This is a genomic window from Plantibacter flavus (genome assembly GCF_051487245.1).
Classification (GTDB): domain Bacteria; phylum Actinomycetota; class Actinomycetes; order Actinomycetales; family Microbacteriaceae; genus Plantibacter; species Plantibacter flavus_B.
Window position 1 is genome coordinate 375208 of sequence record NZ_JAHVDH010000006.1, and the last position, 21180, is coordinate 396387.

The following is a 21180-nucleotide window of genomic DNA, read 5'->3' on the forward strand; positions in this document are numbered from 1 at the left end:
CGAGCGCCGTATGGAAACCGTGAGGACCGCCGCCGGAGGTCGCTGACGGGTGTTGGCTCTGAGCTGTCCCCAACGGGACGCAGCACCACGCACCCGCACCACGCACCCACTGGAGTCCTCTTGCTTGACATCGTCTACGTGATCGGCGTCCTCGCCGTCTTCGCGCTGGTCGGCCTCGTGGCCCGAGGGGTGGAGAAGCTGTGATCTTCTTCAACCTCCTCGCCGCGGCCCTCGCCGTCGTCGCCGTCGTGTACCTCGTGTACGCGCTCGTGAAACCCGAGAGGTTCTGATGGAGACCCTCTTCGCGATCCTCCAGGTCTCGACCCTCGTCCTGGTCCTCGTCCTGCTGTACCGCCCGCTCGGCGAGTACATGGCGCGCATCTATTCGTCCCGGAAGGACTTCGCCGTCGAGCGCGGGTTCTACCGCCTCATCGGTGTGGACGCCCGCTCCGAGCAGACCTGGCAGGCCTACCTCCGCGGGGTCCTCGCGTTCTCGCTCATCGGCGTCCTGTTCGTCTACGCACTCCAGCGCGCGCAGGCCGTCCTGCCGTTCGCCCTCGGTCTCCCCGCGGTGCCGGAGGGGCTGTCCTTCAACACGGCGGTGTCCTTCGTCACGAACACCAACTGGCAGTCGTACTCGCCCGAGGTCACGATGGGCTACTCCGTGCAACTCGCGGGACTCGCGGTGCAGAACTTCGTCTCGGCGGCTGTCGGCATCGCCGTCGCCATCGCCCTCGTCCGCGGATTCGCGAGCAGGCGCAGTGGGACGATCGGCAACTTCTGGGTGGACCTGACGCGAGGGACCCTGCGCCTCCTCCTCCCCCTCTCCGTCCTCATGGCGATCGTGTTGATCGCCGGCGGCACCATCCAGAACCTCAACGGGTTCACCGACGTCACGACCATCACCGGCGCGACGCAGACCATCCCCGGTGGTCCGGTCGCATCGCAGGAGGCCATCAAGCTCCTCGGCACGAACGGCGGCGGGTTCTTCAACGCGAACTCCGCGCACCCCTTCGAGAACCCGACCGCGTGGACGAGCCTCGTCCAGAACATCCTCATGCTCGCGATCCCGTTCTCCCTGCCGCGCACCTTCGGCCGGATGGTCGGCGACCGCAAGCAGGGCTACACGATCGTCGCGGTCATGGGCGTCATCTTCCTCGCGTCCTTCTCGATCCTCACGGCGCTCGAAGCCCGCGGCCTCGGTGCAGCACCGATGGCGGCCGGCGGCGCGATGGAGGGCAAGGAGCAGCGCTTCGGCATCTTCGCCTCGACCCTGTTCGGCACGACCTCGACGCTCACCTCGACCGGTGCGGTCAACTCCATGCACGACTCCTACACGGCGCTCGGCGGCATGATGCCGATGATCAACATGATGCTCGGCGAGATCGCTCCAGGCGGTGTCGGATCCGGCCTCTACGGCATGCTCATCCTCGCGGTCATCGCCGTGTTCATCGGCGGACTGCTCGTCGGCCGGACGCCGGAGTACCTCGGGAAGAAGATCGGTCCTCGGGAGATCAAGCTCGCGAGCCTCTACATCCTCGTCACCCCGACGATCGTGCTCACGGGCACCGCGCTGAGCTTCGCGATCCCGGGCGTGCGCTCGGATGTCGAATCGACCTCGATCTGGAACCCCGGCCTCCACGGCCTGTCCGAGGTGCTCTACGCGTTCACGTCGGCCGCCAACAACAACGGGTCCGCATTCGCCGGGCTCACCGCGAACACCCCCTGGTTCAACACGGCGCTCGGCGTCGCGATGCTCCTCGGCCGGTTCGTGCCGATCGTGCTCGTCCTCGCCCTCGCCGGTTCGCTGGCCGCGCAGGATCGTGTGCCGTCGACCGCCGGGACGCTGCCGACCAACCGGCCGCAGTTCGTCGGCCTCCTCACCGGTGTCGCCGTGATCATCACGGCCCTCACCTACTTCCCCGTACTCGCGCTGGGTCCCCTGGCGGAAGGGCTGTCATAAACCATGTCCACCACGCAAACGCTTCCCGCCGCAGCGGAACCCGAGCAGGAGCAGGAGCACCACCACCAGCCGGCGAAGGCCGCGTTCGGTCCCGCACAGCTGCTCGCGGCACTCCCTGGCGCTCTCCGCAAGCTCGACCCGCGGTTCATGGTGAAGAACCCGGTGATGTTCATCGTCGAGGTGGGCGCGGCCCTCACGACGGTGCTCGCCATCGCGGAGCCGTTCCTCGGCGGCGCTGAGGACTCGGGCGGTTCACCGGTTCCCGCGTCGTTCACCTGGGGGATCGCCGTCTGGCTGTGGCTCACGGTCGTCTTCGCGAACCTCGCGGAGTCGGTCGCCGAGGGCCGGGGCAAGGCGCAGGCGGACAGCCTCCGCAAGACCCGCACGTCGACGCTCGCGAACCAGGTCACCGCCTACGACGCCGATCGCGACCCGTCGGCGGAGCATGCCGCACTCGGTCAGGTCTCGTCGGCCGACCTCACCCTCGGTGACGTCGTCGTGGTCACGGCGGGCGAACTCATCCCGGGAGACGGTGACATCGTCTGGGGCATCGCCTCCGTCGACGAGTCGGCGATCACGGGCGAGTCCGCTCCCGTCGTCCGCGAATCGGGTGGCGACCGCAGCGCGGTCACGGGCGGCACCCGTGTGCTGTCCGACCGCATCGTCGTGCGCATCACCTCGAAGCCGGGCGAGACCTTCGTGGACCGCATGATCGGTCTCGTCGAGGGCGCCGCCCGCCAGAAGACGCCCAACGAGATCGCGCTCAACATCCTCCTCGCGAGCCTGTCGATCGTCTTCGTGGTCGTCGCGCTCACCCTGAACCCCATCGCCTCCTACGCCGCAGCACCCGTGAGCGTGCCGGTGCTTGTCGCCCTCCTCGTCTGCCTCATCCCGACGACCATCGGCGCCTTGCTCTCCGCGATCGGCATCGCCGGCATGGACCGACTCGTGCAGCGCAACGTGCTCGCGATGTCGGGCCGCGCGGTCGAGGCGGCCGGCGACGTCACGACACTGCTGCTCGACAAGACCGGCACCATCACCTACGGCAACCGCCAGGCGGCCGAGTTCATCGCGCTGAGCGGTGTCCCCCGTGAGGATCTCATCCGCGCGGCCGCGCTGTCGTCGTCGAGCGACCCGACCCCAGAGGGCAAGTCGATCGTCGATCTTGCAGCCACCGAGGGCGACATCCACCTGGGTGACTTCGTCGCCGGCGACGTCGTCCCGTTCACCGCGCAGACGCGCATGAGCGGCCTCGACCTGCCAGACGGCACGGTCATCCGGAAGGGCGCCGGTTCCGCCGTCATCGCCTGGGTCGAGGAGTCCGGGCGGCTCGCGAGCTCGGTGCACGCCGAACTGCAGGAGCACGTCGAAGCGGTCTCCCAGAGCGGTGGTACGCCGCTCGTCGTCGCACGGAGGTCCACGACCGGTGAGGCGCAGGTCCTCGGCGTCGTGCGGCTGAAGGACGTCGTGAAGTCCGGTATCGCCGAGCGCTTCGCCGAGCTGCGCGCCATGGGCATCCGCACCGTCATGATCACCGGGGACAACCCGCTCACCGCGAAGGCCATCGCCGCCGAGGCCGGGGTCGACGACTTCCTCGCCGAGGCGACGCCCGAGCAGAAGCTCGCGCTCATCCGCAAGGAACAGGAGGGCGGCAACCTCGTCGCCATGACGGGCGACGGCACGAACGACGCCCCGGCGCTCGCACAGGCCGACGTCGGTGTCGCGATGAACACGGGAACCTCCGCCGCGAAGGAGGCCGGCAACATGGTCGACCTCGACTCCGACCCGACGAAGCTCATCGACATCGTGCGGATCGGCAAGCAGCTGCTCATCACCCGAGGTGCGCTCACGACGTTCTCGATCGCGAACGACGTCGCCAAGTACTTCGCGATCATCCCGGCGATGTTCGCGGGGGTGTTCCCCGGCCTCGCGCTGCTCAACATCATGCAGCTGCACTCCCCTGCGTCGGCGATCCTCTCGGCGATCATCTTCAACGCGATCATCATCGTCATCCTGATCCCGCTCGCGCTCCGCGGCGTGAAGTACCGGCCGCTCAGCGCCTCGAAGGTGCTCAGCCGGAACCTCCTCGTCTACGGGCTCGGTGGCGTGATCGCCCCGTTCATCGGCATCAAGCTCATCGACCTCGTGGTGAGCCTCATCCCCGGCTTCTGAACCGGCCCACTCCGTCGCCCAGGCGCTTCGTCACACCACCACAGGAAAGCAGAAAGATCATCATGAGTGCATCCCGCAGCGGCATCGCCCAGTACTGGGTCGCCATCAGGGCCATGCTCGCCCTCACCGTCGTCCTCGGCGTCGGCTACCCGCTCGTCGTCACCGGGCTCGGGCAGGCGACGATGTCCTCCCAGGCGAACGGGTCGACCATCAGCGAGGGCGGCGAGACCGTCGGCTCGGCGCTCATCGGGCAGTCGTTCACCGACGCGGACGGCAACCCGCTGCCGCAGTGGTTCCAGTCGCGGCCGTCGGCGGCCGGCGACGGCTACGACGGCGGCGCGTCGAGCGGCAGCAACCTCGGCCCGGAGAACGCGGACCTCGTCGCGTCGATCGAGGAGCGTCGTTCCGCCATCGCGGCGTTCGAAGGCGTGGACCCGGCGAGCATCCCCGCCGACGCCCTCACCGCCTCCGCCTCGGGCCTCGACCCGCACATCAGCCCCGCGTACGCGCTGCTGCAGGTGCCGCGTGTCGCCGCTGAGCGCGGGCTCGACGAGGGCGAGGTCCGTGCGCTCGTCGAGCGCCTGACGCAGGGCCCCGACCTCGGCTACCTTGGGGAGTCCACGGTCAACGTCCTGCAACTGAACCTCGCCGTGGCCGGACTGAACGGATAGCGATGCAGCGAGGACGAGACCCGCGCAGGCTGCGGCACGCCGGGCACGGCGGACGCCGAGCCACGGAGAACGGATAACCATGCAGCGAGGACGGCTCCGAGTGCTCCTCGGCGCGGCGCCCGGGGTCGGCAAGACCTACGCGATGCTCGAGGAGGGCCATCGCCTGCACGCCGAGGGTGTCGACGTCGTCGTGGCGATCGTCGAGACCCACGGGCGGCGCGCGACGGCGGCCATGACCGACGGTCTCGAGATCGTGCCGCGCCAGGGTGTCGAGCACCGCGGCGTCGTCCTCGACGAGATGGACCTCGAGGCCGTCCTCGCCCGCCGTCCGGCGCTCGCCCTCGTCGACGAACTCGCCCACACGAACGCCCCCGGCGCCGTGCACGAGAAGCGGTGGCAGGACGTCGAGACCCTGTTGGCCGCAGGTGTCTCCGTCCTCTCGACGGTGAACATCCAGCACATCGAATCCCTCAACGACGTCGTGCGGCAGATCACCGGTGTGCCGCAGCGCGAGACCATCCCGGACGCCGTCCTCCGAGCCGCCGACCAGATCGAGCTCATCGACCTCGCTCCGCAGGCCCTCCGCGACCGACTCTCCGACGGCCGCGTCTACCCCGCCGAACGCATCGACGCCGCCCTGTCGAACTACTTCCGCCTCGGCAACCTCACCGCACTGCGCGAACTCGCCCTCCTGTGGTTGGCCGACGAGGTCGACTCGGCGCTCCGCGACTACCGGGCCGAGCACGGTATCGACAGCACCTGGGAGGCACGCGAACGCGTCGTGATCGCGCTCACCGGTGGCCCCGAGGGCTCGACCCTGCTACGACGTGGCGCACGCATCGCCGCTCGCTCCTCCGGTGGCGAACTCATCGCCGTGCATGTGACGACCCACGACGGGCTCCGCACGGCGAACCCCGGCGCACTGGCCGAGCAGCGCGCGCTCGTCGACACGCTCGGCGGCACCTTCCACCAGGTCGTCGGCGACGACGTGCCGCGGGCGCTCGTCGACTTCGCGAAAGCGGCGAACGCGACGCAGCTCGTGATCGGGGTGAGCCGCCGCAGTCGTCTCGCAGCCGCGGTCACCGGGCCCGGCATCGGAACGACCGTCATCCGCGAGTCCGGCAACATCGACGTCCACATCGTCAACCACGAGGCCGCCGGCGGTCGGTTCCGGCTCCCGAAGCTCGGCGGTGCGCTGAGCGCACGACGGCTCGTCGCCGGGTTCGTGTCCGCGCTGATCGGCGGGCCGCTCGTCACCTGGCTGCTCATGCTCACCCGCACGGAGGAGTCGATCACGAGCGAGGTGCTCGCCTATCAGCTCCTGGTCGTGATCGTCGCGCTCATCGGCGGCTTCTGGCCGGCCGTGTTCGCGGCGGTGCTGTCAGGGATCACGCTCGACTTCGTGTTCGTCCAACCGCTCTACACGGTGACCATCGACAATCCCGCGCACCTCGTCGCCCTCGTGCTCTACGTGGTCATCGCGGTGATCGTGAGTGCCGTCGTCGACCTCTCCGCGAGGCGGGCACGGACGGCGCAGCGGGCGGCGGCGGAATCGGAGTTGCTCGCCACGGTCGCAGGCAGCGTGCTCCGGGGCGAGGGCGCACTGCAGGCCCTCGTGAGCCGGACCCGCGAGGCGTTCTCGCTCGCGGGCGTTCGCCTCGTGGCCGGTGACGACGTCCTCGCTGTCGACGGTGAGCCGACCCGCGGCGGGGAGTTCACGGCCGTCCCGATCGGCACGCGAGCGGTGCTCGAACTCCACGGCGGGGTGCTCGCGGCCGCAGACCGCCGGCTGCTCACGGTGATCGCGACGCAGCTCAACGCCCTGCTCGAGCACACCGATCTGGAGGCGACCGCGCAGGAGGTCGGCCCGCTCGCCGCCACCGATCGCGTCCGGAGCGCTCTGCTGTCCGCGGTCAGCCACGACCTCCGGCGCCCACTCGCCGCCGCCACCGCCGCCGTCACCGGCCTCCGCGCGACCGACGTCGAACTCACCTCCGTCGACCGCACGGACCTGCTGGAGACGGCCGACGACAGCCTCCGCACCCTGGCCTCCCTCGTCACCAACCTGCTCGACGTCAGCCGTCTGCAGGCCGGGGTGCTCGCCGTCACGGTGACCGGGATCGACGTCGAGGACGCCATTCTTCCCGCCTTCGACGAGCTGGGGATCGGCCCGCACGACGTCGAGCTCGACCTCGATCCCGAGCTCCCACCGGTCCTCGCCGACGCAGGACTCCTGCAACGGGTGATCGTGAACCTGCTGACGAACGCGCAGCGGTTCTCCCCCGACGACGCACCCGTCCGCATCGCGACGAGCGCGTTCCGCGGCACCGTCGAGATCCGTATCGTCGATCACGGGCCCGGCATCGCCCCAGACCGCCGGGAGGACGTCTTCGTGCCGTTCCAACGCCTCGGCGACACCGACAACCTCACGGGCCTCGGTCTCGGTCTCGCCCTGTCGAAGGGCTTCGTCGAGGGGATGGGCGGCACGCTCGAACCCGAGGACACCCCGGGCGGTGGGCTCACGATGGTCGTGTCCTTGCCGGTGTCGCCACCGGTGTCGCCCTCCGCGGCGCCGCCGTCCGCCGCGTCACAGAACGGAGCCTCCTCCCGATGAAGATCCTCATCGCCGACGACGACCCGCAGATCCTCCGCGCACTCCGCATCACCCTCACCGCGCGCGGCTACGAGATCATCACGGCCGAGGACGGCACGGCAGCGCTGAACGCCGCGATCGAGCACCGACCGGACCTGTACCTCCTCGACCTCGGCATGCCGGGGCTCGACGGCCGTCAGGTGATCGAGGGTTTGCGGGGGTGGACCGATGCCCCCGTCCTCGTCGTCTCAGGTCGGGCCGGGTCGACCGACAAGGTCGAGGCGCTCGATGCCGGCGCCGACGACTACGTGACGAAGCCGTTCGCGATCGACGAGCTGCTCGCCCGTATCCGGGCGCTGACCCGTCGGGTTCCGGGGGCCGAGGCCGCACCGACCGTGCAGTTCGGTGACGTCGTCGTGGACCTCGCCGCGAAGCAGGTGACGAAGCAGACGCCCGGTGCACCTCCGGTCCCCGTTCGGCTCACCCCGACCGAGTGGCAGGTGCTCGAGATCCTCCTGCGCAATGCCGGCAGACTCGTCACCCGGCAGACGCTCCTCACCGAGATCTGGGGCCCGATGCACGTGACCGACACCGGCTACCTGCGCCTCTACATCGCGCAGTTGCGGAAGAAGCTGGAACCGGAGCCCGCCACGCCACGCCATCTGCTCACCGAGGCCGGCATGGGCTATCGCTTCCAGCTCTGACGCCCCTGAGTCGCCCGGATGCGCGCCGAAATCGCCAGATTCGGCGCCGATTCGGGCGACTCAGCGGGGAGTCAGTGCGCCTGCGCCTTCGAGAGCGACTTCTGCAGCGGACGATAGTGGTCGATGACCGCCTGACGGTAGGCGTCGACGTCACCGTCCAGGGCGGCGGCGAGCATCGCACCGTGCGCGGCCGCGGTGTCGCGGATGTCCGCGGGCACCGCGATGCCGAGTTGAGGGACCACCGCCGTGTGCACATCCCAGAACGCGCCGACGAGCTGGACGGCGAGCTGGTTGCCGGTCGCGGCGAACAGCGTCGTGTGGAACGCCCGATCCGCTTCGAGGAAGCTCTCGCCTCGGGACGCCTTGTCGACCATCTCGTCGACGAGCGCCGAGAGCTCGCTCGAATCCTCCAGGACCGCTGCACCGACGATGGTCTCGGCGAGTGCCAGGTCGAGCGCGAGGCGCACCTCGACCACCTCGCGCAGGGCGTCGAGCGACCCCTCGGGCGAGAGCACGCCACGGAAGACGAGGGCCTCGACCATGGGGTCGAGGGACATGGCCCCCACGTAGGTTCCGTGCCCGTGGCGCACGTCGACGATGTCGAGCGTGGAGAGGGTGCGGATGGCCTCGCGGACGGAGGAGCGCGACACGTCGAGCGCCTCGCAGAGCTCCGGCTCCGTCGGCAACGGGTCGCCGGGTTTCAGGTTCCGCGTCAGGATGAGCTTCTTGATCTCGTCCGCCGCGGTCGATCGCCGCATCCGGGCCGAGCGCTTGTCGGGCAGTGACATCCAGACTCCGTCCTCATCAGTTCCTCGAACATTACAAGTTCGTTTCTGCCATTGCGGTTCTGACCGAACCTGTGTTTATAGTACATCGGACGTCTGATGTCCGGCAATGTCGCCCCACCCATCCGCCCCACCCATCTGGAGAACACATGCATCCCCTGCCAACCCGCCGCCGCGCGGGCCGTGTCACCGCCCTCGTCGTCGGCACCGTCGCGACCGCAATCGTCCTCGCCGGCTGCGGCGCATCGAACCCGTCCACGTCAGGCTCAACCGCGTCGGCCGCGATCGATCCCGACGGCATCATCGAAGCCGGCATCTCCTACTCGCTCAACGGCAGCTTCGACCCGATGATCGCCTCCGGTGCGGTCACCGTCTCCGCGAACTGGCACATCTTCGAGGGCCTCGTCGACCTCGACCCGGTGACGAAGCAGCCCTACGCCGCCCTCGCGGCCGAGATGCCGACCAAGGTCGACGACACCACCTACGAGATCGACCTGCGCGAGGGGGCGACGTTCCAGAACGGTGACCCGGTCACCGCCGACGACGTCGTGTTCAGCTACCAGCGCGTGCTCGACCCCGCCAGCGAATCGCTCTTCACCAGCTACATCGACTTCATCGACACGGTCACCGCGGTCGACGCGGACACGGTGCGCATCACCACCGACTACCCGTTCTCGCTCATCGACAGCCGTCTCGGCATCGTCAAGATCGTCCCGAAAGCCGTCGTGGAGGCCGACCCGGAGGGCTTCGGCGCGGCGCCGATCGGCTCAGGTCCCTACTCCCTCGTCTCCGCGGTGCCCGAGGACAAGATGGTCTTCGAGCGCTACGACGACTACAACGGCCCGCGCCCTGCACTCGCCGCCGGCATGACCTGGAACCTGCTGGCCGACTCGGCCGCGCGGGTCACCGCGATGTCGTCCGGCACGATCCAGGCGATGGAGGACGTCCCGTACATCGACGTCGACACCCTCGCCTCCTCGGCCGACGTCGAGAGCGTCCAGTCCTTCGGGCTGCTGTTCATGATGTTCAACACGAACGCCGCGCCCTTCGACGACCCGAAGGTCCGGCAGGCTTTCTTCTACGCGCTCGACATGGACAAGATCATCGAGACCGGCATGCTCGGCAACGCGACCGCCGCCACGTCCTTCCTCCCCGAGGACTACGCGAACTACCACGAGGCTTCCACGGTCTACACCTACGACCCGGACAAGGCGAAGGACCTGCTCGACGAGGCCGGCGTCTCCGACCTGGCCATCACGCTCCTGACGACCGACACCGGCTGGGTGAAGGAGGTCGCGCCGCTCATCAAGGAGTCGCTCGACGCCATCGGGGTCGACGTGACGCTCGACATCGGCCAGTCCGCAGCCGCCTACGCGAAGGTCGACTCCGGCGACTACACGGTCATGGTCGCCCCCGGTGACCCGTCCGTCTTCGGCAACGACCCGGACCTCCTCATGAACTGGTGGTACGGCGACAACGTGTGGACGAACACCCGCACGAACTGGTCGGACACCGCCGAGTACGCGAAGCTGCGCGAGCTGCTCGCCACCGCCGTGCAGGAGGAGGGCGACGCCCAGCAGGACACCTGGAACGAGGCCTTCGACCTGATCGCCGACCAGGCCGTCCTCTACCCGCTGTTCCACCGCAAGCTCCCGACCGCGTGGAGCAACCAGGAGCTCGTCGGGTTCAAGCCGGTGCCCACCACCGGTCTGTCGTTCCTCGACGTCGGCGTCGCCGCGAAGTAGCGGAACAGGTCCACCCAGCACCGACCCGAACGCGGGGGTGCGTCGCCCAGGCGCACCCCCGCATCCCCCACACTCCGGAAGGAGCGGCCCGTGTCCAACACGCTCCGCCTCATCGGCCGCAGGCTGCTGCAGTTGCCGCTGATGATCCTGGGCATCACGTTCCTCGTGTTCTTCGTGATGTCCTTCTCCCCGGTGGATCCGGCGCGCACCGCGCTCGGTGAGACCGCATCCCCGGCCGCTCTCGAGGCCTACCGTGACGCGCAAGGGCTGAACGACCCGCTGCTCGTCCGCTACCTGTCCTTTCTCCTGGGGCTGCTGCGCGGCGACCTCGGCACCTACTCGGCCAGAAGCCTGCCGGTCGGCGACGAGGTGGCCCGCGCCTTCCCGATCACCCTGTCGCTGACGTTCCTCGGCCTCCTCATCGCGGTGGTGGTCGCCTTCACCCTCGGTGTCGTGGCCGCCGTCTACCGCGACCGCTGGCCCGACCAGGTCATCCGCATCGTCGGCGTCGCGTCGCTGTCGACCCCGTCGTTCTGGCTCGCGATCCTCCTCATCCAGCTCTTCACCCTGCAGCTGAACGCGCTCCCGGCCTCCGGCAGACTGCCGGAGTTCTCCGCGGACCCGGGCGGCTGGCTCGCCCGCATGGCGCTGCCGGCGATCGCCCTCGCCGTGCCCGTCATCGGCCAGCTCTCGCGTGTCGTCCGCACCTCGATGGTCGAGGAGCTCGACCGCGACTACGTCCGCACCGCCCTCGGCACCGGCGTCCCGCGCCACATCGTCGTCGCCCGCAACGTCCTGCGGAACGCGCTCATCACGCCCGTCACCGTGCTCGGCCTCCGGGTCGGCTACCTGATCGGCGGCGCCGTCGTCATCGAGGTCATCTTCGCGATCCCCGGCATGGGCACGCTGATCCTCAACGGCGTCACCAACAACGAACCCAACCTCGTGCAGGGGGTCACCCTGGCGGTCGCTCTCGCCTTCGTCGTGATCAACATCGTCGTCGACCTGCTGTACGTCCTGATCAACCCGCGAATCCGGGCGGTGTGAGGCCATGAGAAGAACCCTGACCGAACGACTTTCACGCCCGGGACTCCGCTTCGGCGCCCTCGGCATCGGCTCGACCATCTGCCTCGCGATCGTCGTCCTCGTCGCGCTCGCGGCGATCCTGGCGCCGTTCATCGCGCCGTACGACCCGCTCGCCTCCGGCGCACCCGTCCAGCCGCCGAGCGCCGAGCACTGGTTCGGCACCGACCGCCAGGGCCGCGACATCTTCTCGCGGCTCGTCTACGGTGGCCGCTACTCGCTCACGATCGGCCTCGGCGCGACCGTCAGCGCCCTCGCCGTGGCCTGTGTGCTCGGCACCATCGCGGCGACCGCGCCCAAGTGGATCGCCGAGACACTGATGCGCGTCATGGACGTCGTGATGTCCTTCCCGGGCATCGCCCTCGCCGCCGTCTTCGTCGCCGTGTTCGGCAAGTCGCTGCCCGTCCTCATCCTGACGATCGCGTTCCTCTACGTGCCGCAGCTCACCCGCATCGTGCGCGCCAACATCCTCGATCAGTACGGCGACGACTACGTGTCCGCCGTGCGGGTGATGGGGGCGTCGACACCGCGCATCATCGTCAAGCACGTGGCCCGCAACACCATGGCGCCGGTGCTCGTGTTCGCGACGGTGCTCGTCGCCGATGCGATCGTCTTCGAGGCGTCGCTGTCGTTCCTGCAGGCGGGCGTGCCCGACCCGGAGCCCTCCTGGGGCAACGTGATCGCGGCCGGCCGCAACCTGCTCATGAGCGGTGCGTGGTGGGCGACCTTCTTCCCCGGTCTGCTGATCATGGTCACCGTGCTCTGCCTGAACATCCTCTCCGAGGGGATGACGGACGCGATGCTCACCCCGCGGTCGCGGAAGCTGTCCGCCGATGCCGCGTCCACCGAGCAGGCGACGAGCGAGCTGGAGGCCGCGCAGGCCGCCCCCGGTGACGACGTCTCCGCTGCCGAGATCGGCGACGGGAGCGCCTACGACGGCGTCGGTGTGCCGGTCGTCACCGTGTCCACCCCGACCCTCGGCGCCACCACGGCAGTCGTGCCGTTGGAGGAACGGCTCGCCGAACTGCGGCGCGTGGAGCTCACCCGCGCCGACCGGCTGCAGCTCGCGACCGATGCCCCGCCGCTCCTCGAGGTCAGGGACCTGTCGATCTCCTTCCCGCGCCACGGCGACGTCAACGTCGTCGACCACGTCACGTTCTCGGTCCGACCGGGAGAGACGATGGCGCTCGTGGGCGAGTCCGGCTGCGGCAAGTCGATCACCTCGCTCGCGATCATGGGGCTGCTCGACCCGCGGGCGCAGCTCACGGGCGAGATCCTGTTCGACGGCCGGAACCTGCTCGAGATGTCGCCGAAGGAGCGCAATGCGCTGCGAGGGCACGACATCGCGATGATCTACCAGGACGCACTGTCCTCGCTGAACCCGGCCATGCTCATCCGCTCGCAGATGAAGCAGCTCACCTCGCGCGGCGGCACCCGCACCGCGGAGGACCTGCTCCACCTCGTCGGGCTCGACCCGAAGCGCACGCTCGCGTCCTACCCGCACGAGCTGTCTGGCGGTCAGCGGCAGCGCGTGCTCATCGCCATGGCACTCACCCGCAACCCCCGTCTGGTCATCGCGGACGAGCCGACCACGGCGCTCGACGTGACCGTGCAGGCGCAGGTCGTCGACCTCCTGAACTCGCTGCAGGAGGAACTGGGGTTCGCGATGCTCTTCGTGTCCCACGACCTCGCACTCGTCGCCGAGCTCGCCCACCGGATCACGGTGATGTACGCCGGCCAGGTCGTCGAGCAGGGCACGACGCGCGAGCTGCTCACCCAGCCCGTGCACGAGTACACCAGGGGCCTCCTCGGTGCCGTGCTCTCGATCGAGTCGGGCTCCGACCGTCTGCACCAGGTGCCGGGCACGGTCCCATCGCCTCGTGACTTCCCCGCCGGCGACCGCTTCGCCCCGCGATCCTCCGATCCGGAGCGCGGCCGCGGCGTCGCCCCCGTCCGTCGCCGCATCGACGGCACCGAGCACTTCTACGCCGCCCACCCGGACGACGCACCCGTCTCACCGATCGGAGGTGCACGATGACCGAGTCGATCATCGAGCTGCAGGACGTCCACGTGCGGTTCAAGACGCGTACGTCGGGACTGTTCCAGAAGAGCTACGTCGATGCGCTCGCCGGCGTCTCACTCACCGTGAAGCGCGGGCAGACCCTCGGGATCGTCGGCGAATCGGGTTCCGGCAAGTCGACTGCTGCGAAGGTCCTCGTCGGACTCGAGCAGCCGACCTCCGGCCGGGTCGTGTTCGACGGAGTACCGGTGCGCAGCTTCACGACCAGCGTCCGGAAACGACTCGGCGGCATCCTGTCGGTGGTCTTCCAGGACCCCGCCACCGCGCTCAACGCCCGCATGACGATCCGCGACGCGCTCCTCGACCCGATGCAGGTGCACCGCATCGGCGCGCCGGCGCAACGCGATCGGCGTGTCAAGGAACTCATCGGCCTCGTCGGGCTGCCGCAGTCGGCACTCGACGCCCTGCCGTCGCAGCTCTCCGGCGGACAGCGGCAGCGCGTCGCCATCGCCCGGGCGCTCGCGCTCGACCCGCAGGTGATCGTCGCCGACGAACCGACCTCGGCCCTCGACGTCTCGGTCCGGGCGCAGATCCTGAACCTCCTCACCGACCTCAAGAACGAGCTGGGTCTCGGAATGGTCTTCATCTCGCACGACATCCAGACCGTCCGATACCTCTCGGACGAGATCGCGGTGATGAACCGTGGTCGCGTCGTCGAATTCGGCGACGCGTCGCGGATCTTCGAGGCCCCGTCCGACCCCTACACGCGCAGTCTCCTCGGCGCGGCCCCGTCCCTGCTGCATCCGCACCTCCCAGCCTGACCCCGTCCCTGATCCGCATGCTCCACCTCTCTCACCTGGACTGACTCATGACCTCGACCACCTCTCCCGCATCCGTCCGCTTCAGCGGCGTCGTCCCTCCTGTGGCGACCCCGCTGCTTCCTGGCGGCGCGATCGACCACGCCTCGCTGGCGCGCCTCGTCGACACCCTCATCGACTCCGGGTGCTCCGGGCTCTTCGCCCTCGGTTCGACCGGCGAGACCGCCTACTTCACCGACGACCAACGGGTCGCCATCGCCCGCACCATCGTCGACACCACGGCCGGTCGGGTGCCGATCATCGCCGGAGCGATCGAACTGACCGCCGCACGCATCATCGAGACCGCGCGCCGCCTCACCGCGGTCGGCGTCGACGCGATCGTCACCACCGCACCGCTCTACACCCTGAACTCACCCACAGAGGTCGCAGCCCACTTCCGGGCGATCGCCGCCGCCATCGACGCACCGCTCTGGGCGTACGACGTGCCGGTGCGGGTCCACACGAAGCTCGGTCTCGACCTGCTCATGGGTCTCGCGACCGAGGGCGTCATCCACGGCGTCAAGGACTCGTCAGGCGACGACGTCGGCTTCCGTCGGCTCCTCGCCGCCAACGAAGCTGCCGGCCACCCGCTGCAGCTGCTCACGGGTCACGAGATGGTCGTCGACGCCATGCTGCTCGCCGGCGCCGACGGCGTCGTGCCCGGCTTCGCGAACGTCGAGGCCGACGGGTACGTGCGCCTCTGGGAGGCTGCTGAGCGCGGCGACTGGTCGGCGGCACGGGTCGAACAGGAGCGGATCAACCGACTCTTCGAACTCGTCTTCCAGCCCGCCGGGCTCTCGGGCGACGCCACCGGCGTCGGCGCCTTCAAGGCGGCGATGGTCGCCCGCGGCCTGATCGACCACGCCGTCATGGCCTCCGGGGTCGAATCGCTCGACGACGTCGCGGTGGAGAAGATCCGCGCAATCCTCGGCGCACACGACCTGCTGCCCGTCTGATGGGCGGCATCGTCCTCGCCGTCGACATCGGCGGGACCAAGACGGTCGCGGCGCTCGCCGACGGGGACGACGTCATCCTCGATGAACTCGCCGCGCCGACCCGCGGTGCCGAGGGTCCTGGCGCCGTCATCGGCACCGTGCTCCGCCTGGCAGCCCGGCTGCTCGACCGTGCGCCGACGGCCAGGCTCCGCGGCGTCGGGATCGGTACGGCCGGGGTGGTCGACGTCCGCACCGGGACCATCGTCTCCTCGACCGACACCCTCACCGACTGGACGGGCACTCCGGTCGCCGCACTCGTGCGCGCCGGGCTCGGATCACGACTCCCGGCCGACGCGGTCGTCCACGTCCAGAACGACGTCGACGCCCACGCGGCCGGCGAGTTCCGCCACGGCGCGGCGGCAGGGGCGGACAGTGCGCTCGTGATCGCGGTCGGGACCGGCGTCGGCGCGGGCGTCATCCTCGACGGCCGCTCCCTCCGCGGTGCGCGCCACGTCGCCGGTGAGATCGCGCACGTCCCGACACCGGGCGCCGGGCACCTCCGCTGCCCGTGCGGCCGGGTCGGCCATCTCGAGGCCATCGGTTCCGGGATCGGTCTGTACCGGCACTATCTGACCCTCGGCGGAGACCCCTCCGAGACCGACGCCCGCGGCATCGCCCGTCGGGCGGCCGCCGGCGAGTCGCAGGCCGTCCAGGCCGTGCGCGACTCCGCCGCAGCCGTGGGTCGAGCCATCGCGGCAGCCGCGACCCTCCTCGACCCCGAACGCGTCGTCATCACCGGCGGCGTCCCGGAGATCGGTGAACCGTGGTGGTCGCCGATGGACGCAGCATTCCGAAGCGAGGCGATCGACGCCCTGCAAGACCTCCCCATCGTCGCCGGGACCCTCGGTGGCCACGCCCCGCTCCGAGGAGCCGCCGCCTCCGCCTGGGCGGCACTGAAAGGAACACCGTGAACACCCGTCCGACGGACATCCTCGACCGGCTGGCAGGCGGCCTCATCGTCTCCTGCCAGGCCTATCCCGGCGAACCCATGCGCGACCCCGGCACGATGGCGCAGCTCGCCCGCGCCGCCGTCGTCGGCGGAGCGGTCGGCATCCGCTTGCAGGGGATCGCCGACATCCGCGCCGCCGCAGACCTCACCGTCCCGATCGTCGGCCTGTGGAAGGACGGCGACGACGACGTGTTCATCACCCCGACGCTCGAACACGCGCGTGCAGTCGCCGACGCCGGAGCGCACATCGTCGCCGTGGACGGCACCCGCCGTGACCGACCGGACGGGCTGACCCTTGCGGAGACGGTCGCGGGCGTGCGCGCCTCGCATCCCGACGTGCTCGTCATGGCCGATTGCGGCTCGCTCGACGACGCGATCGCCGCAGAGCAGGCCGGAGCCGACATCCTCGGCACGACGCTGTCGGGGTACACCGGCGAACGACCGAGGACGTCGGGTCCCGACCTCGAGCTCATCGAGCTCATCGCCTCGCGTTGTGCGACGCCGATCATCGCCGAGGGCCGCATCCACTCCCCCGCCGATGCCGCAGCCGCCCGTCGGAGCGGTGCGTCCGCCGTGTGCGTGGGGACCGCGATCACCCACCCCTCGACGATCACCTCCTGGTTCGTCGCCGCCCTCGGAACCGGAACGGACGTCAGCTGATGGAGGTCGTCATCACGCCGGAGGCGTCGATCGGCGAGCTCGTCGCCGACGACATCACCGCGCTCCTCACCCGGAAGCCGGACGCGGTGCTCGGTCTCGCCACCGGTTCCAGTCCACTGCGGATCTACGACGCCGTCGCCGCCCGGGTCGCGCGCGGCGAACTGTCCTTGGCCGGTGCGCGCGCCTTCACCCTTGACGAGTACGTCGGCCTGCCGGTCGGCGATCCGCGCGCGTACCGCACGGTGATCGAAGCGGACTTCGTGTCGCGCGTCGATCTGCCCACCGAGCTCGTCCATGGACCCGACGGCCGTGCCCCGGACCTCGCCGCCGCCTGCGCCTCGTATGAGGAGGCCATCCGCTCGGCCGGAGGCGTCGACCTGCAGATCCTCGGCATCGGCACGGACGGCCACATCGCGTTCAACGAGCCAGGCTCCTCCTTCGCGTCCCGGACGCGGGTGAAGACGCTCACCGAGCAGACGCGCCGGGACAACGCCCGCTTCTTCGACGGTGAGCCGGACCTGGTGCCGATGCACTGCGTGACCCAGGGACTCGGAACGATCATGGAGGCGCGGCACGTCGTGCTGGTCGCCGCCGGAGGGGGCAAGGCAGAGGCGGTGCACCACCTCGTCGAGGGGGCCGTCTCCGCCCTCTGGCCCGCGACGATCCTGCAGCACCATCCCCGTGTGACCGTGTTCGTCGACGACGAGGCCGCCTCGCGACTGCAGCTCGCCGACTACTACCGGTCGTCATATGCCCGACGCGGCATGGTGACGCGATGACGCCGTCCGTCGGGACGAACGGCATCCTCGTCAGTGCCTATGCGGCGTCGCCGGCGCACACCGCCTGGGATCCCGCGCTGGAGGCCGAGGTGCTGCCGGCGCTGTGCGCACTGCCGGGCGTCGTCGGCCTGGAGGTGCCCTGGCTCGGTTCGGTGCACCCGCACGATGACGAGTGGTTCCTGGAGCACGTTCCAGCGGGTGCGCGGTTGGCGCTCACCGCGTTGCCGTTCGTGATGCGCAGGAACGCCGCAGGCGCCGGATACGGCATCGCCTCACCGGACGCGGACGGCCGTGCAGCCGCGGTCGCCGACCTCCGGGCCCTCGCAGCCGACCTCCACCTGCTGAACGACCGGTCGCGGGCCGAGGTCGCCGTCGTCGCGCTGCACACCGCTCCGCACGCCTCGGGTTCCGGCGACGCGCTGCTCCGTTCGCTCGACGAGCTCGGTGCGGTCGACTGGGACGACGCCCGACTCGTCATCGAGCACTGCGACGCGGCCGTACCGGGCCGGCGGTACGAGAAGGGCTTCCTGTCCGTGGAGGACGAGCTCGCAGCCGTTGCAGCGAGCGCAGCGGTCGACGGACTGTGGATGAACTGGGGTCGCTCGGCGATCGAGCTGCAGGGCGCCGATGCGGTGAGCGCTCAGATCGCCTCGGTCGCGGACTCCGGAGCGCTCGTCGGACTCACCCTCTCGGGAGCGGCCGCGGTCGACGGACCGTACGGTACCGCGTGGGCTGACGCGCACCTGCCGATCCGCGAGGCGGACCCCACCTCCGAATCACTGCTCGACACCGACCGCGTGCGCGATGCGATCGTCGCCGCGGGTTCCGTGCCGTGGCTCGGGCTCAAGGTCAGCCGTCGCCCCACGGACCGCACCGCCCAGGACGTGGTTCGGACGGTCGCCCACAACCTCGCGCTCGCCTGTTCGCAGCGCTGAGTCGCCCGAATTCGCGCCGAAATCGCGCTGTTCGGCGCGGATTCGGGCAACTCAGCGGGGGCGCCGACGCGAGCGACGGATGTACCCGGGCAGGAGCACCCGGTGCGAGACACCGGAACGGCGCGCGAGGATCTCACCGAGCGTGACGCCCGCCGCCAGGGCGAGCCCGGTGAGCCCGGCCTGCAGGAGGAGTTCGGTGCCCGTGGAAGCGTGCTCCTCGTTCACGAGCGCGAGCATGCCGCGGTAGATCGCCAGGCCAGGCAGGAGCGGGACGATGCCGCAGATGGTCAGGATGATCGCCGGGATGCGCAGCCGCGGCCCCAACGCTTCAGCCGCGAACCCGATGACGAGGGCGGCGAGCGCACTGGCGGCCGCCGGGTTCACTCCACTGCCTGTCACACTCGTGGACACGGCGAACGCGACGGCCCCGGTGACACCCGCGAAGCAGGCGGTTCGGATCGTCGCGTAGGACGCCATCGCCCACGCCGCGGACGCGACCGCTGCGCCGACGACCTGCACCGCGATCGGCCACGGGCTCACGGGCAGGTCGATGAGCACCAGGGAGACGCCGAGGCGTCTGGCGAGGTCGAGCACACCACCGATGCCGACGACGATGCCGATGGTGAGGAGGAGCACCTCGACGAGTCGGCCACTCGCGGTGACGGGGAAGCCGTTGAGCGCGTCGTCGGCAGCCCCCACGAGTGAGGCGCCAGCCAGCAGGACGACGATCCCCGACGCCACGACGAGCGCCGGCGGGAGCGCGGAGAGGTCGGCCGGGACGTACGGGCTGAGGACGGAGATGAGGACCGCGACGGTCGTCGCGATGGCCGCTCCCGCGAGTTGCAGGAAGAAGACGGGCAGTTTGAGGACACCGAGGGCTCGGAAGGCGCTGTCGATGAGCGCGGTCGTGGCGGCCGCAAGCAGCATCGAGAGCACCCCGCCGCCGAGCAGCACGGAGACGGCGGCGGCCATGAGCGACAGGAGCGCCGTGATGAGGCCGCGGCGGTAGGTGCGACGTGCCCCGAGGATGCGGTCGAGCTCGCGATGGGCCGCGCCGAGGCGTTCGTGCAGTTCGTCGCGCAGGTCCGTCTCGTCGTCGAGAGCGGCGTCGGTCGCGGTCATGATCGGTTCGGTCCGCGTCGTGATCGTCTCGGAGAGCGTGACGACCTTGGCGAGGCGGTCGTAGTCCGCCGCCGGCGCAGCGACGACGCGCAGCACGGTCACTCCCGGTGAGCGCTCCGAGCCGTCGTGGGCGATGAGGATGGAGGTGAAGGTGAGGTCGACCTGGCACTCGAGGTCGAACGCCCTGCAGACCCTGCGGATGGCGTCGGTGACCTCGGCAGCGGCCGCCCCGAGCGACAGCATCGACTCGCCGATCCGGCCGGCGAGTTCGAGCACTTCACGGACCGGGCGTTCGGCGTTCAGCCGCGCGGACCGGGCTTCCGCGACGCCCTCGGGCACCGCCCCGCCGACACTCCCGGCGAGTTGACCGAACATCGAACGCAACCCCACCGGGACATCGTACGTTGCGAGCGGGAGCGGCGAAACTACCCCTCTCGAATGTCAGTGGCCCATGGTGGACTGAGGTCATGACCGAGACCAGCACCCGCGAGCACCCGGGCGACGTGTTCGCGTTGCGGCTAGCGTCGTTCACCGACCGCTTCGTGGCGCTGTCCCGGCAACGCGCAGCGCTCGACGCCGCTGAGGCCCGGCTCCTCGCCGATGCTGCGGCGTTCGCCGATGCGACCGCGTCCTCCGTCGCGCCCGCCGCGACCCCGTCAGCAGAGGCCCGAGACCTGGCCCGTCGCTCGATGTGCGCGTCGCTCGCGATGGCGACCCGCACGTCCGAATCCACCCTGCAACGCCGCATCGGCGACGCGGAAGCCCTCGTCCACCACGCCCCCACCGTGCTCGACGCCCTCGCCCGCGGCATGGTCAGTGCCGGACACGCCCGGGTCATCACGGATCAGCTCCGCGACATCCCCGCCGCCGGACGACGCCTGTTCCTCGACCAGGTGCTGCCCCTCGCCCTACGGTCCACCCCGGCCAGGCTCACACACCGCGCACGCATCCTCCGGGAACGCCTGCACCCGGAGTCCATCACCACCCGCACCAGTCGTTCCACGTCCGACCGGCGGGTGGACGTCGAGCCCGCCGCCGACGGCATGGCCTGGGTGCACCTGTTCACCACCGCACCCCTCGCCTACGCGATCCGGGAACGCCTCGACGCCGCCGCGATCCCCACCCGGGTCGCGGGTGATGCGCGGAC

The 21180-nt window shown here is 70.1% G+C and carries 18 protein-coding genes; 16 read left to right on the top strand and 2 right to left on the bottom strand.

Annotation, left to right across the window (positions count from 1 at the left end):
• The first annotated feature begins 200 nt into the window (after positions 1-200).
• From KXS11_RS17275 to KXS11_RS17300, 6 genes are all read left to right on the top strand, one after another.
• Complete coding sequence (locus KXS11_RS17275) at positions 201-290, top strand: potassium-transporting ATPase subunit F (RefSeq protein WP_437386904.1); 90 nt, start codon at positions 201-203, stop codon at positions 288-290.
• On the top strand, positions 290-1963 hold the full coding sequence (gene kdpA / locus KXS11_RS17280; protein WP_437386906.1) for a potassium-transporting ATPase subunit KdpA: 1674 nt from the start codon (positions 290-292) through the stop codon (positions 1961-1963). Before KXS11_RS17275 ends, kdpA begins: the two co-directional genes overlap by 1 nt.
• Before the next feature lie 3 nt (positions 1964-1966).
• Positions 1967-4135, top strand: a complete 2169-nt coding sequence (kdpB, locus tag KXS11_RS17285) for a potassium-transporting ATPase subunit KdpB (RefSeq protein ID WP_437386907.1) — start codon at positions 1967-1969, stop codon at positions 4133-4135.
• Positions 4136-4197: 62 nt separating this feature from the next.
• A complete protein-coding gene (gene kdpC / locus KXS11_RS17290; RefSeq protein ID WP_437386908.1) occupies positions 4198-4806 on the top strand; it encodes a potassium-transporting ATPase subunit KdpC in 609 nt (202 codons plus the stop codon).
• Positions 4807-4885: 79 nt separating this feature from the next.
• Positions 4886-7420 carry an ATP-binding protein gene (locus tag KXS11_RS17295; RefSeq protein ID WP_437386909.1) on the top strand — a complete coding sequence of 845 codons (2535 nt, stop codon included), beginning with the start codon at positions 4886-4888 and terminating at the stop codon, positions 7418-7420.
• Positions 7417-8103, top strand: coding sequence for a response regulator (locus tag KXS11_RS17300; protein WP_437386910.1), 687 nt, complete (start codon positions 7417-7419; stop codon positions 8101-8103). The genes KXS11_RS17295 and KXS11_RS17300 overlap by 4 nt, the downstream gene beginning before the upstream one ends.
• A 71-nt stretch (positions 8104-8174) precedes the next feature.
• Here KXS11_RS17300 and KXS11_RS17305 read toward each other — a convergent pair whose 3' ends face one another.
• Positions 8175-8891, bottom strand: coding sequence for a FadR/GntR family transcriptional regulator (locus tag KXS11_RS17305; protein WP_437386912.1), 717 nt, complete (start codon positions 8889-8891; stop codon positions 8175-8177).
• A gap of 146 nt (positions 8892-9037) precedes the next feature.
• On the opposite strand from KXS11_RS17305, the gene KXS11_RS17310 reads away from it, so the two are divergent.
• The 9 genes from KXS11_RS17310 (at position 9038) to KXS11_RS17350 (ending at position 18911) form a co-directional block, all read left to right on the top strand.
• A complete protein-coding gene (locus KXS11_RS17310; RefSeq protein WP_437386913.1) occupies positions 9038-10633 on the top strand; it encodes an ABC transporter substrate-binding protein in 1596 nt (531 codons plus the stop codon).
• 90 nt (positions 10634-10723) lie between these two features.
• A complete protein-coding gene (locus tag KXS11_RS17315) occupies positions 10724-11680 on the top strand; it encodes an ABC transporter permease (RefSeq protein ID WP_437386914.1) in 957 nt (318 codons plus the stop codon).
• Positions 11681-11684: 4 nt separating this feature from the next.
• Complete coding sequence (locus KXS11_RS17320; protein WP_437386915.1) at positions 11685-13754, top strand: dipeptide/oligopeptide/nickel ABC transporter permease/ATP-binding protein; 2070 nt, start codon at positions 11685-11687, stop codon at positions 13752-13754.
• On the top strand, positions 13751-14557 hold the full coding sequence (locus KXS11_RS17325; protein ID WP_437386916.1) for an ABC transporter ATP-binding protein: 807 nt from the start codon (positions 13751-13753) through the stop codon (positions 14555-14557). The genes KXS11_RS17320 and KXS11_RS17325 overlap by 4 nt, the downstream gene beginning before the upstream one ends.
• 47 nt (positions 14558-14604) lie before the next feature.
• Positions 14605-15549, top strand: coding sequence for a dihydrodipicolinate synthase family protein (locus tag KXS11_RS17330; protein ID WP_437386917.1), 945 nt, complete (start codon positions 14605-14607; stop codon positions 15547-15549).
• Entirely contained in the window at positions 15549-16499 is a 951-nt protein-coding gene (locus tag KXS11_RS17335) for an ROK family protein (RefSeq protein ID WP_437386918.1), read from the top strand. Before KXS11_RS17330 ends, KXS11_RS17335 begins: the two co-directional genes overlap by 1 nt.
• Entirely contained in the window at positions 16496-17197 is a 702-nt protein-coding gene (locus KXS11_RS17340) for an N-acetylmannosamine-6-phosphate 2-epimerase (RefSeq protein WP_437386919.1), read from the top strand. Before KXS11_RS17335 ends, KXS11_RS17340 begins: the two co-directional genes overlap by 4 nt.
• A complete protein-coding gene (gene nagB / locus KXS11_RS17345) occupies positions 17197-17976 on the top strand; it encodes a glucosamine-6-phosphate deaminase (protein WP_437386920.1) in 780 nt (259 codons plus the stop codon). The genes KXS11_RS17340 and nagB overlap by 1 nt, the downstream gene beginning before the upstream one ends.
• Positions 17973-18911, top strand: coding sequence for a DUF4862 family protein (locus KXS11_RS17350; protein WP_437386921.1), 939 nt, complete (start codon positions 17973-17975; stop codon positions 18909-18911). Before nagB ends, KXS11_RS17350 begins: the two co-directional genes overlap by 4 nt.
• 51 nt (positions 18912-18962) lie before the next feature.
• Here the strand turns inward: KXS11_RS17350 and KXS11_RS17355 are convergent, their stop codons facing one another.
• Positions 18963-20423 carry a threonine/serine ThrE exporter family protein gene (locus KXS11_RS17355; RefSeq protein WP_437386922.1) on the bottom strand — a complete coding sequence of 487 codons (1461 nt, stop codon included), beginning with the start codon at positions 20421-20423 and terminating at the stop codon, positions 18963-18965.
• Between the two features lie 77 nt (positions 20424-20500).
• On the opposite strand from KXS11_RS17355, the gene KXS11_RS17360 reads away from it, so the two are divergent.
• Positions 20501-21180 (top strand): DUF222 domain-containing protein (locus KXS11_RS17360; RefSeq protein ID WP_437386923.1); only part of this gene is annotated, 680 nt, incomplete at its 3' end.

Bases quoted from the DNA above. Each gene is read 5' to 3' on its own strand.
- KXS11_RS17295 (WP_437386909.1), top strand. From the start codon at position 4,886: ATGCAGCGAGGACGGCTCCGAGTGCTCCTCGGCGCGGCGCCCGGGGTC.
- kdpC (WP_437386908.1), top strand. From the start codon at position 4,198: ATGAGTGCATCCCGCAGCGGCATCGCCCAGTACTGGGTCGCCATCAGG.
- KXS11_RS17305 (WP_437386912.1), bottom strand. From the start codon at position 8,891: ATGTCACTGCCCGACAAGCGCTCGGCCCGGATGCGGCGATCGACCGCG.
- KXS11_RS17350 (WP_437386921.1), top strand. From the start codon at position 17,973: ATGACGCCGTCCGTCGGGACGAACGGCATCCTCGTCAGTGCCTATGCG.
- kdpB (WP_437386907.1), top strand. From the start codon at position 1,967: ATGTCCACCACGCAAACGCTTCCCGCCGCAGCGGAACCCGAGCAGGAG.
- KXS11_RS17335 (WP_437386918.1), top strand. From the start codon at position 15,549: ATGGGCGGCATCGTCCTCGCCGTCGACATCGGCGGGACCAAGACGGTC.
- KXS11_RS17330 (WP_437386917.1), top strand. From the start codon at position 14,605: ATGACCTCGACCACCTCTCCCGCATCCGTCCGCTTCAGCGGCGTCGTC.
- kdpA (WP_437386906.1), top strand. From the start codon at position 290: ATGGAGACCCTCTTCGCGATCCTCCAGGTCTCGACCCTCGTCCTGGTC.
- nagB (WP_437386920.1), top strand. From the start codon at position 17,197: ATGGAGGTCGTCATCACGCCGGAGGCGTCGATCGGCGAGCTCGTCGCC.
- KXS11_RS17310 (WP_437386913.1), top strand. From the start codon at position 9,038: ATGCATCCCCTGCCAACCCGCCGCCGCGCGGGCCGTGTCACCGCCCTC.
- KXS11_RS17325 (WP_437386916.1), top strand. From the start codon at position 13,751: ATGACCGAGTCGATCATCGAGCTGCAGGACGTCCACGTGCGGTTCAAG.
- KXS11_RS17320 (WP_437386915.1), top strand. From the start codon at position 11,685: ATGAGAAGAACCCTGACCGAACGACTTTCACGCCCGGGACTCCGCTTC.
- KXS11_RS17300 (WP_437386910.1), top strand. From the start codon at position 7,417: ATGAAGATCCTCATCGCCGACGACGACCCGCAGATCCTCCGCGCACTC.